Below are 14,754 nucleotides of genomic sequence, written 5' to 3'. Positions count from 1 at the left end.
GATGGCCGCGCAGCCCGCACCCGGATCCGACGACGCGCTGGAGTTCACCGGCGAGCGCTTCACGCCCGAGTGCGTGCGCGAGATCGTCTACGAGCACTGGCACCGCTACGCCTGGGCCCGCGGCCTGGTCCGCGACAAGGACGTGCTCGACTGCGCCTGCGGCGAAGGCTACGGCAGCCACCTGCTGGCCGATGCGGCAAAGTCGGTCGTCGGCGTCGACGTCGACCCGAAGGCCGTGGCGCACGCCCGGCGCCGCTACTCCGCCGATCACCTGAGCTTCCAGCAGGCCGATGCGCTGGACCTGCCCTTCGACGAGAACCGCTTCGACGTGGTCGTGTCGTTCGAAACGCTGGAACACCTGGCCGAGCACGACGACCTGCTGGCCGGCTTCCGCCGCGTGCTGAAACCCGACGGCGTGCTGCTGCTGTCCTCGCCGGACAAGCGCACCTACTCCGACCTGACCGGCTACGACAACGAGTTCCACGTCCGCGAGCTGTACCGCGACGAACTCGAAGCGCTGCTGGGCCGCCACTTCCCGAACTATCGGCTTTCGGGTCAGAAGCTGATGTTCCACTCGCTGGTCTGGGCGCTGGACGACGATGCGCCGACCGGCGCCGAGCACCTGACCGCCGACGACGACCGCGGCGTGAGCCGGGATCCGCGTCCGCACGTCGAGCCGCTGTACTTCCTGGCCATGGCCGCCGGCGACGGCGTGGACCTGCCCGCGCCGCCGGCGCTGTCGCTGTTCACCGATACGGCCGAGAGCGTCTACGCCCACTACAACGACGAGGTCGCCAGGCACATCCGGGCCGGCGAGCTGCTGGCCGAACGCGAGCGCGAGATCGAGCGCCTGCGCGAACGACTGGCCGACCTCGAACGCGGAGCCGATTCACCGTGGACGCGCCTGCGCCGGTGGCTGACGGGTCGCTGAGCGGCGCGGCCGGGATGGTGCTGGCGCGCGTCTCCGTGCTGATCGTCAACTACAACGCCGGCGACTGCCTGCGCCGCTGCATCGACGCCCTGGCCGTCGATGCCGATTCGGCGGCCGAGATCCGCATTGTCGACAACGGCTCCAGCGACGACAGCCTGGACGGCATCGAAGCACCCGGGCTGACGATCGACCGCGCCGGCACCAACCTCGGCTTCGCCGCCGGCATGAACCGCGCCGCGGCCGGCGCCGAGCGCGAATTCCTGCTGCTGCTCAACCCCGATGCCGAGCTCCGAGCCGACGACCTGGCCCGGCTGATCGCGGAACTGGACGCACATCCCGAGTGCGTGCTGCTCGGGCCGCGCGTGGTCGGCGCCGACGGGCGCGAGCAGCGCGCCAGCCGGCGCCGCGAACCGAGCGCGCTGCGCATTCTCGGCGAAGTATTGCCCGGCATATCGGGGATCGACCGGACCCACACCCCGGCGCCCGAGCGCTCGATCGAAATCGAAGGCGTCTCGGGCGCCTGCATGCTGGTCCGTCGCACGGCGTTCGAGGCCGTCGGCGGCTTCGACACGGACTATCCGCTGCACTTCGAGGACCTGGACCTGTTCGCCCGCCTGCGGGCGGCCGGCGGCACGCTGCGCTGGGTGCCCGAGGTAACGGTCCGCCACGTCGGCGGCGCGTCGTCGAGCGGACAGCACGTCCGGATCCTGCGCGCCAAGCACCGCGGCCTGTGGCTGTACCTGACCCGTCATATCGCGACCGGCCGCCGGGCCTGGCAGCGACCGTTGTGGTGGCTGGCGCTGAAAGTCAGCGAAACCTTGCGCGCGCCGTTCGCCGCGCGCCGCGAGCGGAGGGCCTCGTGATCCCGGGCCTGGCGGGCGGCCCGGCGCCGGTGCTGGTGCTCGGCGCCACCGGCGCGGTCGGCCGCGGCCTGCTCGAGCGGCTCTCCAAGGCCGGCGTGCCGATCATCGCGGTGTCGCGCCGGGTGCCCGATGCCGAGCTGCCGAACGTGATGTGGATGCAGCACGATCTGGCGCGCGAGCCGCTGAAGGTCGAGACCCACGTGCTGCTCAGCGCCGGTCCGCTGTCGCTGGCCCGCCGTCAGCTCGAGCGCCTGCCGGCGGTCCGCCGGGTCATCGCGCTGGGCTCGGCCAGCGTCCGCTTCAAGCAGGACTCGCCGGATCCCGACGAGCGCGCGATGATGCGCGAACTGGCCGACGCCGAGCTGCGGCTCGGGGAGTGGGCCGAGCGCCGCGCCGCCGACGTCACGCTCTTGCGACCGACGCTGATCTACGGCGGCCGGCACGATCGCAACATCTCGGTAATCGCCGAGGCCGCCCGGACGAAACGCCGGCTGCCGATCGCCGGCCGCGGCCTGCGCCAGCCGGTCCACGCCGACGATCTGGCCCGGCTGATGACCACGTTGGTCGCCCGCCAGGGCCGCGGCTTCGAAGTCTTCGACCTCGGCGGCGGCGAGACCCTGCCCTACCCCGACTTCGTCCGCCGGATCGCCTCGGCCGCCGGCGCCGATCCGTCGATCGTCCAGGTCCCCGCGCCGTTGCTGACCACGGGCCTGCGCGTCGCCCACCTGTTCGGCCGGATGACGACCGTCACCCCGGCCATGATCCGCCGCCAGCGCATGGACCTGGCCGTCGACGACACCCCCGCCCGCGAACAGCTCGGCTGGAACCCCCGACCCTTCCGGCCGTCGTTCTCGCCGGACTGACTCGGCTTCGTTCGGCACTTTCGCAAGCGGCGTTCGGAGGATGGACGCAAAGGCGCGAAGAGAAAAGCCAACAGGAAAAGCCAGTCAAGAGCGTTCTCTCGCAGAGACGCGAAGGCGCAGAGGAAACCAGGCCGGGATGGAAAACCGATCTCCCCCCACGAGCCGCGAAGGCCCTCCCCGCCTGTGGGAGTGAGCTTGCGAGCGATCCCGGTCCAGCCACTGGCTTTCGCTCGCAAGCTCACTCCCACAGGCTGTTCATTCCAGGGCCGATGGCTCTATCCGTTCTTTGTCTTCTCCGCGCCTCCGCGCCTCTGCGAGAGAACGCATTCTGGTTGTTGGTTGTTGGTTGTTGATTGTTGCTTGTGGTTTTTCCTGAAACCTGAAACCCGAACCCTGAAGCCTGTGTTTCTTTCCTTTTCCCTTCGCGCCCTTTCTCCTCTTCGCGACTATCATCTAACCGAATTCGCCACCCACCCCAGAACGGAGCCCCGACCATGAACGACGACGCGCCGCTGCCATTGGATGAACCGCTTTCGCAAGAGGAGGCCCGGGTGCTGGGGTGCCTGATCGAAAAGGAGGCGACGACGCCGGAAACGTATCCACTGACCGAGAACGCGGCGCGCACGGCGGCGAACCAGAAGACCAGCCGGCATCCGCAGATGAACCTGACCGAAGGCCAGGTCGGCCAGGCGCTGCGCAAGCTGGAAACGCGCGGGCTGGCCAAGAGCGAGTACGGCGCGCGGGCGGCTCGATATGCTCATCGCGTCGAGTCGGGTCTGAAGCTGACCCGCGAGCAGAAGGCGCTGATCGGATTGATGCTGCTGCGCGGTCCGCAGACCCTGGCCGAGCTGTTCAGCCGTTCATCGCGCCTGCATCGCTTCGACGAACTCGAGGACGTCGAATACGCGCTGGAACGGCTGTGCAGCGGTGATGCGCCGATGGCGATCCGCATTCCGAAGGGCCCGGGCCAGCGCGAGGACCGCTACATGCACCGCCTGTGCGGCCCGGTGACCGCCGAGGCCGGCCGCGCCGCCCCGCAGGCCGACGATGCCCTGGCCGAATCGAGCGCCTCCCCGGACCTCATCGCCCGAATCGAAGCCCTCGAAGCCCGCGTCGCCGACCTCGAAGCCCGGCTCGAAGACTGAGGCTTCGTTCGGGCCTGGCTGCTCGATTCCCCAGATGAATTGCGCAAAGACGCAAAGACGCGAAGAGAAAGGCAGAAAAGAAAAAGAAGGTCTTTTTTTAGCCTGCCTGAATTCCGCTCGGGACCAAGGCGCGAGCAGCCCGAAACGACTGGCGCGTTCCCTTCGGTGCGAGCCGTTCCTAGGAAGCGGGCCGACCCGCTTCCCGCCGCACGGGAAGATCCGCCAACCTCCTTCCCGGACCCTGCTTCTTGCTTTTCTCTTCGCGTCTTCGCGTCTTCGCGCCCATCATCCAGATGCCGATGGCGCGACGTCGATCGAAGCGCCTACCCGTCGATGCGCTTGTACTTGATGCGGTGCGGGCCGGCCTGTTCGCCCTTGCGGCGCTTGAGGTCGGTTTCGTAGTCGGAGAAGTTACCCTCGAACCACTCGACGTGCGAGTCGCCCTCGAAGGCCAGCACGTGGGTGGCGATGCGGTCGAGGAACCAGCGGTCGTGCGAGGTCACCAGCACGCAGCCGGGGAAGGCCAGCAGGGCTTCTTCCAGCGCACGCAGGGTTTCGACGTCGAGGTCGTTGGTCGGCTCGTCGAGCATCAGCACGTTGCCGCCGGAGCGCAGCACCTTGGCCAGGTGGACCCGGTTGCGCTCACCGCCCGACAGCTGGCCGACGCGCTTCTGCTGGTCCGAGCCCTTGAAGTTGAAGCGGCTGGCATAGGCGCGAGCGGGAATCGAGTAGTTGCCGACCTGGATCATCTCGGCCCCGTCGGCAATCTCTTCCCAGACCTGGCGATCGCCGTCGAGGCTGTCGCGCTTCTGGTCGACGTAGCCCAGCTCGACGGTGGAGCCCACCGTGATCGTACCGGCGTCGGGCCGCTCTTCGCCGGCGATCATGCGGAACAGCGTCGACTTGCCGGCGCCGTTGCCGCCGATGATGCCGACGATGGCGCCCGGCGGCACCTTGAAGCTCAGGTCGTCGATCAGCAGCTTGTCGCCGAAGGCCTTGCTCAGGTGCTCGACCTCGATGACCTGGTCGCCGAGGCGGGGACCGGGCGGAATGTAGATCTGCTGGGTCTCGTTGCGGGCCTGGAATTCCTTCGAATTCAGCTCCTCGAACTGCTTCAGGCGCGCCTTGCTCTTGGCCTGGCGGCCCTTCGGGTTGGTCCGGACCCACTCCAGCTCTTCGCGCATCGCGCGCTGGTGGGCCTGTTCCTGCTTCTCCTCGACCTTCAGGCGCGCTTCCTTCTGCTCCAGCCACGACGAGTAGTTGCCCTGGAACGGGATGCCGTGGCCGCGGTCCATTTCGAGGATCCAGCCGGCGACGTTGTCGAGGAAGTAGCGGTCGTGGGTCACCGCCATCACGGTGCCGTCGAAGTCGTGCAGGAAGCGCTCCAGCCAGGCCACCGACTCGGCGTCGAGGTGGTTGGTCGGCTCGTCGAGCAGCAGCATGTCGGGCTTCGACAGCAGCAGCCGGCACAGCGCGACGCGGCGCCGCTCGCCGCCGGACAGCACCTTGATTTGCGTGTCCCAGGCCGGCAGGCGCAGCGCGTCGGCGGCGACTTCCAGCGTGCGGTCCAGGTCCCAGCCACCGGCCGAATCGATCTTGTCCTGCAGCTCGGCCTGCTCGGCGAGCAGCTCGTTCATCTCGTCGTCGGACATCGGCTCGGCGAACTTCTCGGAAATCTCGTCGAAGCGCTCGAGCAGGTCACGGATCTCGCCCAGGCCGTCCATCACCGCTTCGCGCACGGTACTGTCCTCGGGCAGTTCCGGCTCCTGCGGCAGGTAACCGATCTGGATGCCGGGCTGCGGCCGGGCCTCGCCGTCGAACTCCGTATCGACCCCGGCCATGATCCGCAGCACGGTCGACTTGCCGGCGCCGTTCAGGCCGAGCACGCCGATCTTGGCGCCGGGGAAGAACGACAGGGAAATGTCCTTGATCAGCGTGCGGTTCGGCGGAACCACCTTGCTGACGCGGTTCATGGTGTAGACGTACTGGGCCATGGCAGGAGACCTTGATCGAATGCGGACAACAATGCGGGCGGACGCGCCCGAAACAAAGGCGCGCCGCGACATCGGCGAAGGCGCTTCACCGACGCGTCGAGGCGACAAGCCGCGTAGGATACGGAATTTCCGCGCCCGGCGGGGTCTTGGGACCGTCCGCTGCGCACCCGGCCCTTCGGAGAGCACGACGAATGAACATCCTGGTCACCGGCGGCGGCGGCTTTCTCGGCCAGGCCGTGGTCCAATCGCTGCTCGCACGCGGGCACACGGTCGCGACGCTGAACCGCTCGGCCTATCCGGCCCTGGACGCGCTGGAGGTCGAGCAGCACCGCGGCGACATCGCCGATGCCGAAGCGGTGAATGCCGCCTGCCGCGGCCGCGATGCGGTGATCCACGTCGCGGCCAAGGCCGGCCCCGGCCTGTACGCCCCGGAGTTCGTCGCCGCCAATGTCGTCGGCACCGGCAACGTGGTCGACGCCTGCCGGAAACACGGAGTCGGCCTGCTGGTGCACACCTCCTCGCCCAGCGTGGTCCACGCCGGCGGCGATATCGAGGGCGGCGACGAGTCGCTGCCGCTGGCCACCCACCACCCGGCGCCGTATCCGGCGACCAAGGCCGAGGCCGAACGGATCGCGCTGGGTGCGAACGGCAGCGATCTGCGCGTGTGCGCGCTGCGTCCGCACCTGATCTGGGGCCCCGGCGACAACCATCTGCTGCCGCGGCTGATCGCGCGCAACCGCGCCGGACGACTGAAGCTGCCGGCGCCGGAAAAGAAGATCGACACCGTCTACATCGACAACGCCGCCGAGGCGCACGTCAGGGCCCTCGACGACCTGGCCGGCCCGGCTCGCTCGGCCGGCCGGGCCTACTTCATCACCAACGACGAACCGCGGCCGGTCGTCGACATCCTGCGCGGCCTGCTGGAGGCCGCCGGTGAGACACCGCGCATCGGCACCGTCAACCCGAAGATCGCGATGGCCGCGGCCACCGTCGTCGAAGCGCTCTGGCGCGGCCTGCGCCTGAAGCGCGACCCGCCGATCTCACGCTTCGTCGTCGACCACCTGACCACCGCCCACTGGTTCTCGATCGCCGCGGCGAAGCGCGACCTGGACTGGGCGCCGGCCGTGTCGATGGACGAGGGGCTGGCGAGGCTGGCACGCAGCGCGAGGGACTAGGGACTAGGGACTAGGGACTAAGGACTAGGGACTAGGGGCGAGTGGGTGAGCCACCGAGCAGCGTGCAAACTTCACTCGCCCCTCTACCCTGGTCCCTCCCGGCCCCTCGTCCCTCACGTCAACCCAGCCCCCCGGCCAGGATCACCGCCACCCCGATCACCACGAACAGCCCCGCCCCGCCCCAGCGGAACGCCGAGGCCAGCCGCCGGGACTGCATGGCGTGGCCGATCCAGATCACCGGCAGGTTGACCAGGGCCGCCCCCAGCGTGGCGCCGAGTGCAACCACCCACCAGTCCGCCAGCGACGCCGACAGGCCGACGGTGGTCAGCTGGGACTTGTCGCCGAGCTCGGCCAGCAGGAACACGCCGAAGACGCTGGCGAACGCGCGCCGGCCGGACACCGGCGGCGCTGCATCGTCGTCATCGTCCTCGTCCCCGAGCGCGGTCCAGACGCCGATGGCGACGAACAGGCCGCCGACCAGCCAGGCCAGCAGCGCGTCGGGCAGCAGGCTGTCGATCCAGCGACCGAACAGCGCCGCGACCAGGTTGGACAGCGCCAGCGCCGCGACCAGGCCCAGGCCCACGGCCACCGGACGCCGGAAGCGACGGGCCAGCATCAGCACCAGCAGCTGGGTCTTGTCGCCGAGTTCGGCCACGCCGACGGTGGCCAGGCTGATCAGCAGGGCCTCGATCATGCGCGGCGGAACGCGCGGGCCAGGCGCTCCGGAAGCGTCGGGCGCAACAGGGCACGATCGGCCTCGCTGACCCCGGCATACCCGCCGTACTTGAGCTTGACCCAGGCGTTCAGGTCGGTCTGGGCCAGGGTCCGGAACAGCGCATGGTTGAGCGGCGCGAACCGGTCTCGACGCAGCACCGCGGTGCCCAGGTCGACGATCCACGGACGTCCTTCGGCATCGACCATCAGGTTCGACTTGCGCTTGAAGTCGCCGTGCGCCACGCCGCGCTCGTGCATCGCCCGAACGACCTCGAGCAGGCGGTCGAAGAAGTCGGCTCCGACGGCTCCGTCGGCCGAGGCGTCGCGAAATGGCCGCCCGTCGATCTCGTCGAGTACCAGCCATCGATCGTCGAACAGGCCGTGGCAACGCGCGAAACCGGGCAGGCCGTCGAGGCGTCGATAGGCCCGATGCTCGCGGCGCAGCGTGCGCCGATGCAGGAAAGCGCCGGCCCCGCCGGCCGGCGTCTTGACGGCCAGCCGGTAGCCGTTGATGGCAAGCCCGAACAACCAGCCCTGGTGGCCGCGAGCCAGCGGGCGCGCCGACTTCAGCGCGCCGGCGCACAGCGCCTGGTGGATCTGTTCGGGCGCCGGCGGCGGGTTCGTGGCGGGATCGCCCAAGGGTTGCAGGCTCCGGGGTGCGGGGAAACGCGTCATAATACCGGGTTGAACCGCGCATCGCCGCGCACCCCGAACAGCGGGGACTCGAAAATTGCGCAGGGCGGCCCCATTTCGGCGCCACCTGACGGGAGGATTGAACCCATGCCGATCTATGAATACCAGTGTTCGAATTGCGGCCACCGCCTCGAGAAGCTGCAGAAGATTTCCGACGACCCGTTGACCACCTGCCCGGACTGCGGTCAGGACGCGCTGGACAAGCTCGTCTCGGCGGCCGGCTTCCGGCTCAAGGGCGGCGGCTGGTACGAGACCGATTTCAAGAAGGACGGCAAGAAGAACCTGGCCGGCGACGACAAGCCTGCCAAGTCCGATTCGTCCAAGGACGCCGGCGGCGACGCCAAGCCGGCCAAGTCGACCTCGAGCGCTTCGTCGAGCACGACCTCGTCGGCTGCGGCGTGACCGCTACGGCCTGATGTCCCGGGCCGGGCCGGCGACCTCCGGCCCGGCATCGTCCGTTCGTCCCCGATTCACTGTCGATTCACTGTCCATCCACATTCGATCCACGTTCCGATTTTCCAGGAGTCATTCCATGCGTAGCCATCTCTGCGGCCGGGTCAGCGAGGCCCTCGACGGGCAGACCGTCACCCTGTGCGGCTGGGTCGATCGCCGCCGCGACCTCGGCGGGCTGGTCTTCATCGGTCTGCGCGACCACGCCGGCATCGTCCAGGTGGTCGTCGAACCGGACAACCCGGAGGGCTTCGCGGTCGCCGAGACGCTGCGCAACGAGTTCTGCGTCAGGATCACCGGCACGGTGCGGATGCGCCCGGAAAGCCAGTGGAACGCCGACATGAAGACCGGCAAGGTCGAAGTCGTGGCCGCGACCCTGGAGCTGCTCAACGGCTCGGCCGCGCTGCCGCTGCTGATGACCGACGAGGACGGCGAGGAAGTGCGGCTCAAGTATCGCTATCTCGACCTGCGCCGGCCGCGGATGCAGAACAACCTGCGGCTGCGCTCGAAGCTGACCTCGGCCATCCGTCATCACCTCGAGACGCGCGACTTCCTCGACCTCGAGACCCCGATCCTGACCCGCGCCACGCCCGAGGGCGCGCGCGACTACCTGGTGCCCAGCCGGGTCAATGCCGGCCGCTTCTACGCGCTGCCGCAATCGCCGCAGATCTTCAAGCAGCTGTTCATGATGAGCGGCATGGACCGCTACTACCAGATCGCCCGCTGCTTCCGTGACGAGGACCTCAGAGCCGATCGCCAGCCCGAGTTCACCCAGCTGGACATCGAGATGGCCTTCGTCGAAGAAGCCGACGTCCAGGGCCTGGCCGAAGGACTGGTTCGCCAGGTGTTCGCCGAGGTGCTCCAGGTCGAGCTGCCCGACCCGTTCCCGCGCATGAGCTGGGCCGAGGCGATGCGCCGCTACGGCTCCGACAAGCCCGACCTGCGCATCGCGCTGGAGCTGGTCGACGTCGACGACCTGGTCGTCGACTCGGAGTTCAAGGTGTTCGCCGGACCGGCCGCCGACCCGACCGGCCGGGTGGCTGCACTGCGCGTTCCGGGCGGTGCCGGACTTTCGCGCAAGCAGATCGACGAGCTGGCCGCCCACGCCGGCAAGTACGGGGCGAAGGGACTGGCCTGGATCAAGATCAACGATGCATCGGCCGGCCTGGACGGCCTGCAGTCGCCGATCGCGAAATTCCTCGACGGCGAAACGGCCGCCGGCCTGCTCGAGCGCAGCGGCGCCGGTGACGGCGACCTGCTGCTGTTCGGCGCCGGTCCGGCGATGACCGTGGCGGCCTTCATGGGCGCGGTGCGGCTGAAGGTGGGCCACGATCTCGAGCTGGTCGAAGACCGCTGGGCCCCGCTGTGGGTCGTCGACTTCCCGATGTTCGAGTTCGACGCCGAGGACGGCCGCTACTACGCCCTGCACCACCCGTTCACCGCACCGTCGGTCGCCGATCCGGACCGACTCCGGGCGGAGCCGGCCGACGCGCTGTCGCGCGCCTACGACATGGTGCTCAACGGCGCCGAGATCGGCGGCGGTTCGATCCGTATCCACGACCCGGCCATGCAGCAGGCGGCGTTCGACGTGCTCGGCATCGACCAGACCGAGGCCAGGGCCCGCTTCGGCTTCCTGCTCGAAGCCCTGCGCTACGGCTGTCCGCCGCACGGCGGGATCGCCTTCGGCATCGACCGGATTGCCGCCCTGATGGCCGGCGAGGACTCGATCCGCGAAGTCATCGCCTTCCCGAAGACCACCACCGCCGGCTGCCCGTTGACCGGCGCACCGTCGACGATCGAGGCCGAGGCCCTGGGCGAGCTGCACATCGGTGTTGTCATGGGTGGTTCATCGGAGTGATTGCACGGCCCTCGTTCGAACCGACCGGCGACGGGTCGACCCAGGGTCGATGGATGATCGATTCGACGTTGATTCACGTTCGATTCACGATCGTGATTCACGCTTTCGATGCTGTATATCCATCAACACCTAGGGAATGACCCAATGAAGAAGACGATCAGTTCCATCGTTCTTTCGCTGAGTCTGGGGGCAGGCGGAGTGGTTGCACAGGATGGGGAGGGCATCGGTGCCAATGTGAACATCGGCCACCTGGCGCCCTTCGCGCCGGTCGTCGCCGACACGGCAGTGTCGATCGACGTCAACGGTTCCGAGGCCTTCACCGGCGTGGTCTACGAGAACTTCACCGGCTACACCCCGCTGACCGGCATGACCGACCCGTTCGACGTCACCGTCGACGTCCGCACGCCGCCGGGCGGTGATGTCGCGATCACCGACACGCTGAGCCTGGACAGCGGCCTCGACTACACCGTGGTCGCGATCGGCAATGTCGTCAACCAGCCGCTGGAGCTGTTCGCGCTGGTCGACACCCAGCCGGTCCGCGGCGGCACCGACGCCCGGCTGCGCATCGTGCATGCCGCACCGTTCGCCAGCGACCCGGCCGCCACCGAAGTCGATATCCGCACCGACGGCGGTGACGTGGTCGGCGGTCTGACGAATGTTCCGTACAAGGGCAATTCCGGCTTTCTGACCGTGCCGGCCGGCACCTACGACCTGCAGGTGACCACCCCGGGCGGCGCGCTGACCCTGATCGACCTGGCGCCGGTCACGCTGAATGCGGGGGACCAGGTCACCGTGTTCGCGGTCGGCGACATCGTCAACCAGCCGGTCGGCGCCATCGCCGTGTTCGGCGACGGCAGCTCGGCTGTCCTGCCGCTGGAAGCCGGCGGCGCCGCGCCGATTCCGACACTCGGGCAGTGGGGCCTGATCCTGCTGGTGCTCGGTCTGGCCGTGGTCGGCATCCGCCGCCTGGTCTGATCCGACCGACCGGCGATCGCCCGGAACCTCATCAGTTCTGTCCGACGGCCGCGCCCCGCGCGGCCGTTTTCGTGTCCGGCGAAGCGCACCGGCTATCCGGATCGCCGGGCAATGCACAGCGATCGCTTCGATGCAGAACCCGCTTCGGACCGTTGACGATCCAGGGCTTCTGCGCCCGGGCCTTCGCTCGACCTCGACGTTTTCCATCCGTCTGCCGGCTGCTACCCTGTGCGAGCCCGGGCCTCGTGCCCCCGACCGGACGACCCCGTGACCGCGTCCCCGCCCGATCGACTGCCCATTGTCCTGATCCACGGCCTCTGGTACGGCGCCTTCAGCCTTCGGCCGCTGGAACGTCGACTGGCCCGCAACGGCTGGAGGGTCCGCCGCTTCGGCTATGCAACGGTCCGGCACGCTCTCGACAGCAACGCCCGGGCACTTCGCGAGTACATCGGCACTGGCCCGGCCCACCTGGTCGGCCACAGCCTCGGCGGACTGGTCGCGCTGCGCATGCTCGAGCGCTTCGGCGCCGACCTCGCCCCGGCGCGGCTGGTCCTGCTCGGCAGTCCGGTCAACGGATCGGCCGTGGCCCGAAGGCTCGCTCGGCTGCCGGCGATGGGCCGCCTGGTCGGACGCTCGGCCGGCCCGCTGGACGCCGGCGTCCAGCATGCTCCCCGCGGCTGGGACGTCGGCGTCATCGCCGGGACCCGTGGCCTGGGCGCCGGACGCCTGATCCAGCCTCTGCCGCGCCCGCACGACGGCACCGTGGCCGAACTCGAAACCCGCCTCGACGGCGAAACCGATCGCCTCCTCCTGCCCGTCTCCCACACCGGCCTGGTCCTCTCCCGGACTGTCGCCACCGCGATCGACGGCTTCCTGTCGACCGGGCACTTTCCGGAACCGGACTGACGGAGACCTCGTCGTGCCGCGGCGCATGCGGCCCTCGGTGGAGCCGTGGCAGCCGCGACCGCTACAACCACCAGGCGATGGCGAACCAGAGGATCATGATGACGCTGATGACGACCTTGGCGACGGTGCCGACCAGGACGCCGATGCTGGCGCCGACGCCGGCGCGCAGCGAGTCGTCGAGCCGGGCACGGCCGGCCATGTGGCCGAGCACGGCGCCGACGAACGGCCCGAGCAGCAGCCCCGGAAGGCCGAAGAACAGCCCGACCAGCACGCCCAGCGTGGCCCCCAGGATCGCCGCGCGTCCCGCGCCGAAACGACGTGCGCCCTCGGCGGTGGCCAGGAAGTCGATGATCAGCGACAGCAGGGTCAGCAGGGTCAGCCAGACCAGGGTGACCGGGCGCACGGCCTCGAAGTCGCCCAGCCAGGCCATCAGCACCAGTCCGGCCAGCACCACCGGCGTGCCCGGCAGCGCCGGCAGGATGGCGCCGGCCAGCCCGATCAGCACCAGCACAACGGCGATCAACCAGCCCAGGTAGACGGCGGATCCCGACAGCAGTTCGACCAGCGTTTCCATCGTTGCAAGACGTCCGTTGCAAACCCGGTCCCATTCTCTCATCCTGACCGCCCCGACACCGACGGAGAAACCGCATGGCCTTCCTGGACCCGCTGCCCCGCGAGACCACCCCCGAACTGGCCGAGACCTTCGACCACTTCGCCGAGATTCTCGGCTTCGTGCCCAACAGTCTGCTGACGATGCAGCGCCGCCCCGAAATCGTGAAGGCCTTCGGCACCCTGACCTCGGCGGTGATGGACCCGGACGGCACCGTCGATCCGGCCACCAAGCGGCTGCTGGCCCACTTCGCCAGCCGCGCGGCCGGTTGCCAGTACTGCGAAGCGCATTCGCTGATCGCCGCCGGCATCAGCGGCCTGTCGCAGGACAAGCTCGATGCCCTCTGGGACTACCGGACCAGCCCGCTGTACAGTGACGCCGAACGGGCCGCACTCGAGTTCGCGCTGGCCGCCGGCAGCGTGCCGAACGGGGTCGATGCCGGGATCATGGCCCGACTGCGCGAGCACTGGAGCGAGGACCAGATCGTCGAAATGCTCGGTGCGATCTGCCTGTACGGCTTCCTGAACCGCTGGAACGACTCCCTGGCCACCGACCTCGAGGACGCACCGCGCGCGCTGGGCCAGCGGCTGCTCGGCGAAGGTGGCTGGACCGGCGCACGGCACGGCGTCGAGGATTGACGCAGAGCGTCGCTCGGAGCCCACGAGCGGCGGACAAGCAGCGGACGAGAACGCCGCAGGGCCTGGCGGCAGGGGCGGGGCAGGATCTGGCCCGAGAGTTGCATATCCAGGGTGAATCGTTACCCGAGCGCCTGTGCGCCGCCCCGGAGTCCACCATGCAGCATCGTCAAACCAACCAGTCCGGCTTCACCATCCTGGAGATCCTGATCGTTGTCGGCCTGATCGCCACGCTGCTCGGCATCGCCGTGCCGAGCTACACCAACTACACCGTGCGCGCAAAGGTCAGCGAATGCCTGAACCTCGCCGGCCCGGCCCGGCTGGCCGTCGCCCAGACCGCGATGCGACGCGGACAGGCACCGTCCAGCTCCGAAGCGGCCGGTATCGACTTCAGCGAAACCCGGTACTGCGCCGACCTTCGAGTGGCCGGCGACGGGTCGGTGGTGATCGAAACCCAGGACACCGGCGCGGCCGTCGATCCGGTGCTGCAGTTCCGATTCTCGATGGCCTCGGCATCGGCGGGCGCGGACTGGAACTGCGAACTGGTTTCCGGCAATCCGCAGCATGTGCCGGCCGGTTGCCGCAGCTCGGGCGACGCTGCGCCCCCGAGCGGTGACGGCGGTGGTTCCGGCGGCGGTTCCGGTGGCGGTTCCGGTGGCGGTTCCGGTGGCGGTTCCGGTGGCGGTTCCGGTGGCGGTTCCGGTGGCGGTTCCGGTGGCGGTTCCGGTGGCGGTTCCGGTGGCGGTTCCGGCGGCGGTTCCGGTGGCGGTTCCAGCGGCGGTTCCGGCGGCGGTTCCGGTGGCGGTTCCGGCGGCGGTTCCGGCGGCGGTTCCGGCGGCGGTTCCGGTGGCGGTTCCGGTGGCGGTTCCGGCGGCGGTTCCGGCGGCGGTTCCGGTGGTGGCCCTGGCGGCGGTTCCGGCGGCGGTTCCGGTGGTGGCCCTG

15 protein-coding genes are annotated in these 14,754 nt (G+C 69.3%); 11 read left to right on the top strand and 4 right to left on the bottom strand.

The genetic code is table 11. The features are described 5' to 3' along the window. Position 1: 1 nt before the first annotated feature. From HFP89_RS12990 to HFP89_RS12975, 4 genes are all read left to right on the top strand, one after another. Complete coding sequence (locus tag HFP89_RS12990) at positions 2–931, top strand: class I SAM-dependent methyltransferase (protein WP_168718098.1); 930 nt, start codon at positions 2–4, stop codon at positions 929–931. Further along, positions 913–1,794 carry a glycosyltransferase family 2 protein gene (locus tag HFP89_RS12985; RefSeq protein ID WP_168718097.1) on the top strand — a complete coding sequence of 294 codons (882 nt, stop codon included), beginning with the start codon at positions 913–915 and terminating at the stop codon, positions 1,792–1,794. Before HFP89_RS12990 ends, HFP89_RS12985 begins: the two co-directional genes overlap by 19 nt. Beyond that, complete coding sequence (locus HFP89_RS12980) at positions 1,791–2,657, top strand: sugar nucleotide-binding protein (RefSeq protein ID WP_168718096.1); 867 nt, start codon at positions 1,791–1,793, stop codon at positions 2,655–2,657. Before HFP89_RS12985 ends, HFP89_RS12980 begins: the two co-directional genes overlap by 4 nt. A gap of 494 nt (positions 2,658–3,151) precedes the next feature. Continuing rightward, entirely contained in the window at positions 3,152–3,802 is a 651-nt protein-coding gene (locus tag HFP89_RS12975; RefSeq protein ID WP_168718095.1) for a DUF480 domain-containing protein, read from the top strand. Positions 3,803–4,125: 323 nt separating this feature from the next. On the opposite strand, the gene ettA is transcribed toward HFP89_RS12975, so the two are convergent. Then, on the bottom strand, positions 4,126–5,796 hold the full coding sequence (gene ettA, locus HFP89_RS12970; RefSeq protein ID WP_168718094.1) for an energy-dependent translational throttle protein EttA: 1,671 nt from the start codon (positions 5,794–5,796) through the stop codon (positions 4,126–4,128). A gap of 191 nt (positions 5,797–5,987) precedes the next feature. On the opposite strand from ettA, the gene HFP89_RS12965 reads away from it, so the two are divergent. Then, positions 5,988–6,971, top strand: coding sequence for an NAD-dependent epimerase/dehydratase family protein (locus HFP89_RS12965; protein ID WP_168718093.1), 984 nt, complete (start codon positions 5,988–5,990; stop codon positions 6,969–6,971). Positions 6,972–7,089: 118 nt separating this feature from the next. Here HFP89_RS12965 and HFP89_RS12960 read toward each other — a convergent pair whose 3' ends face one another. Beyond that, on the bottom strand, positions 7,090–7,665 hold the full coding sequence (locus tag HFP89_RS12960; protein ID WP_168718092.1) for a TMEM165/GDT1 family protein: 576 nt from the start codon (positions 7,663–7,665) through the stop codon (positions 7,090–7,092). Beyond that, positions 7,662–8,324, bottom strand: coding sequence for a protein kinase family protein (locus HFP89_RS12955; RefSeq protein ID WP_168718091.1), 663 nt, complete (start codon positions 8,322–8,324; stop codon positions 7,662–7,664). The genes HFP89_RS12960 and HFP89_RS12955 overlap by 4 nt, the downstream gene beginning before the upstream one ends. Before the next feature lie 141 nt (positions 8,325–8,465). On the opposite strand from HFP89_RS12955, the gene HFP89_RS12950 reads away from it, so the two are divergent. The 4 genes from HFP89_RS12950 to HFP89_RS12935 all read left to right on the top strand — a co-directional run bounded on the left by HFP89_RS12950 (position 8,466) and on the right by HFP89_RS12935 (position 12,567). Then, a complete protein-coding gene (locus HFP89_RS12950; protein WP_168718090.1) occupies positions 8,466–8,780 on the top strand; it encodes a zinc ribbon domain-containing protein in 315 nt (104 codons plus the stop codon). Positions 8,781–8,910: 130 nt separating this feature from the next. Further along, entirely contained in the window at positions 8,911–10,686 is a 1,776-nt protein-coding gene (gene aspS, locus HFP89_RS12945; RefSeq protein WP_168718089.1) for an aspartate--tRNA ligase, read from the top strand. A 144-nt stretch (positions 10,687–10,830) separates the two neighbouring features. Next, entirely contained in the window at positions 10,831–11,661 is an 831-nt protein-coding gene (locus tag HFP89_RS12940) for an IPTL-CTERM sorting domain-containing protein (RefSeq protein WP_168718088.1), read from the top strand. A 267-nt stretch (positions 11,662–11,928) separates the two neighbouring features. Beyond that, entirely contained in the window at positions 11,929–12,567 is a 639-nt protein-coding gene (locus HFP89_RS12935; protein WP_168718087.1) for an alpha/beta fold hydrolase, read from the top strand. A gap of 61 nt (positions 12,568–12,628) precedes the next feature. Here HFP89_RS12935 and HFP89_RS12930 read toward each other — a convergent pair whose 3' ends face one another. Next, positions 12,629–13,141: a DUF456 family protein gene (locus HFP89_RS12930; RefSeq protein ID WP_168718086.1), complete on the bottom strand. Its 513-nt coding sequence runs from the start codon at positions 13,139–13,141 to the stop codon at positions 12,629–12,631. A gap of 74 nt (positions 13,142–13,215) precedes the next feature. Here HFP89_RS12930 and HFP89_RS12925 point away from each other — a divergent pair, with 74 nt between their 5' ends. Further along, entirely contained in the window at positions 13,216–13,815 is a 600-nt protein-coding gene (locus tag HFP89_RS12925) for a carboxymuconolactone decarboxylase family protein (protein WP_168718085.1), read from the top strand. After that, the coding region (locus HFP89_RS12920) for a pilin (RefSeq protein WP_168718084.1) at positions 13,812–14,754 on the top strand (943 nt) is incomplete at its 3' end. The genes HFP89_RS12925 and HFP89_RS12920, both read left to right, overlap by 4 nt.

Origin of the sequence: Wenzhouxiangella sp. XN79A, assembly GCF_012272825.1 — a bacterium.
GTDB lineage: Bacteria > Pseudomonadota > Gammaproteobacteria > Xanthomonadales > Wenzhouxiangellaceae.
Note: the sequence above shows the minus strand (reverse complement) of the source record. Positions and strands in the feature narration are given on the sequence as shown.

Excerpts from the sequence above, each read along its gene's own strand:
- HFP89_RS12990 (WP_168718098.1), top strand. The coding sequence starts at position 2 with ATGGCCGCGCAGCCCGCACCCGGATCCGACGACGCGCTGGAGTTCACC.
- HFP89_RS12975 (WP_168718095.1), top strand. The coding sequence starts at position 3,152 with ATGAACGACGACGCGCCGCTGCCATTGGATGAACCGCTTTCGCAAGAG.
- ettA (WP_168718094.1), bottom strand. The coding sequence starts at position 5,796 with ATGGCCCAGTACGTCTACACCATGAACCGCGTCAGCAAGGTGGTTCCG.
- HFP89_RS12965 (WP_168718093.1), top strand. The coding sequence starts at position 5,988 with ATGAACATCCTGGTCACCGGCGGCGGCGGCTTTCTCGGCCAGGCCGTG.
- HFP89_RS12960 (WP_168718092.1), bottom strand. The coding sequence starts at position 7,665 with ATGATCGAGGCCCTGCTGATCAGCCTGGCCACCGTCGGCGTGGCCGAA.
- HFP89_RS12950 (WP_168718090.1), top strand. The coding sequence starts at position 8,466 with ATGCCGATCTATGAATACCAGTGTTCGAATTGCGGCCACCGCCTCGAG.
- aspS (WP_168718089.1), top strand. The coding sequence starts at position 8,911 with ATGCGTAGCCATCTCTGCGGCCGGGTCAGCGAGGCCCTCGACGGGCAG.
- HFP89_RS12940 (WP_168718088.1), top strand. The coding sequence starts at position 10,831 with ATGAAGAAGACGATCAGTTCCATCGTTCTTTCGCTGAGTCTGGGGGCA.
- HFP89_RS12930 (WP_168718086.1), bottom strand. The coding sequence starts at position 13,141 with ATGGAAACGCTGGTCGAACTGCTGTCGGGATCCGCCGTCTACCTGGGC.
- HFP89_RS12925 (WP_168718085.1), top strand. The coding sequence starts at position 13,216 with ATGGCCTTCCTGGACCCGCTGCCCCGCGAGACCACCCCCGAACTGGCC.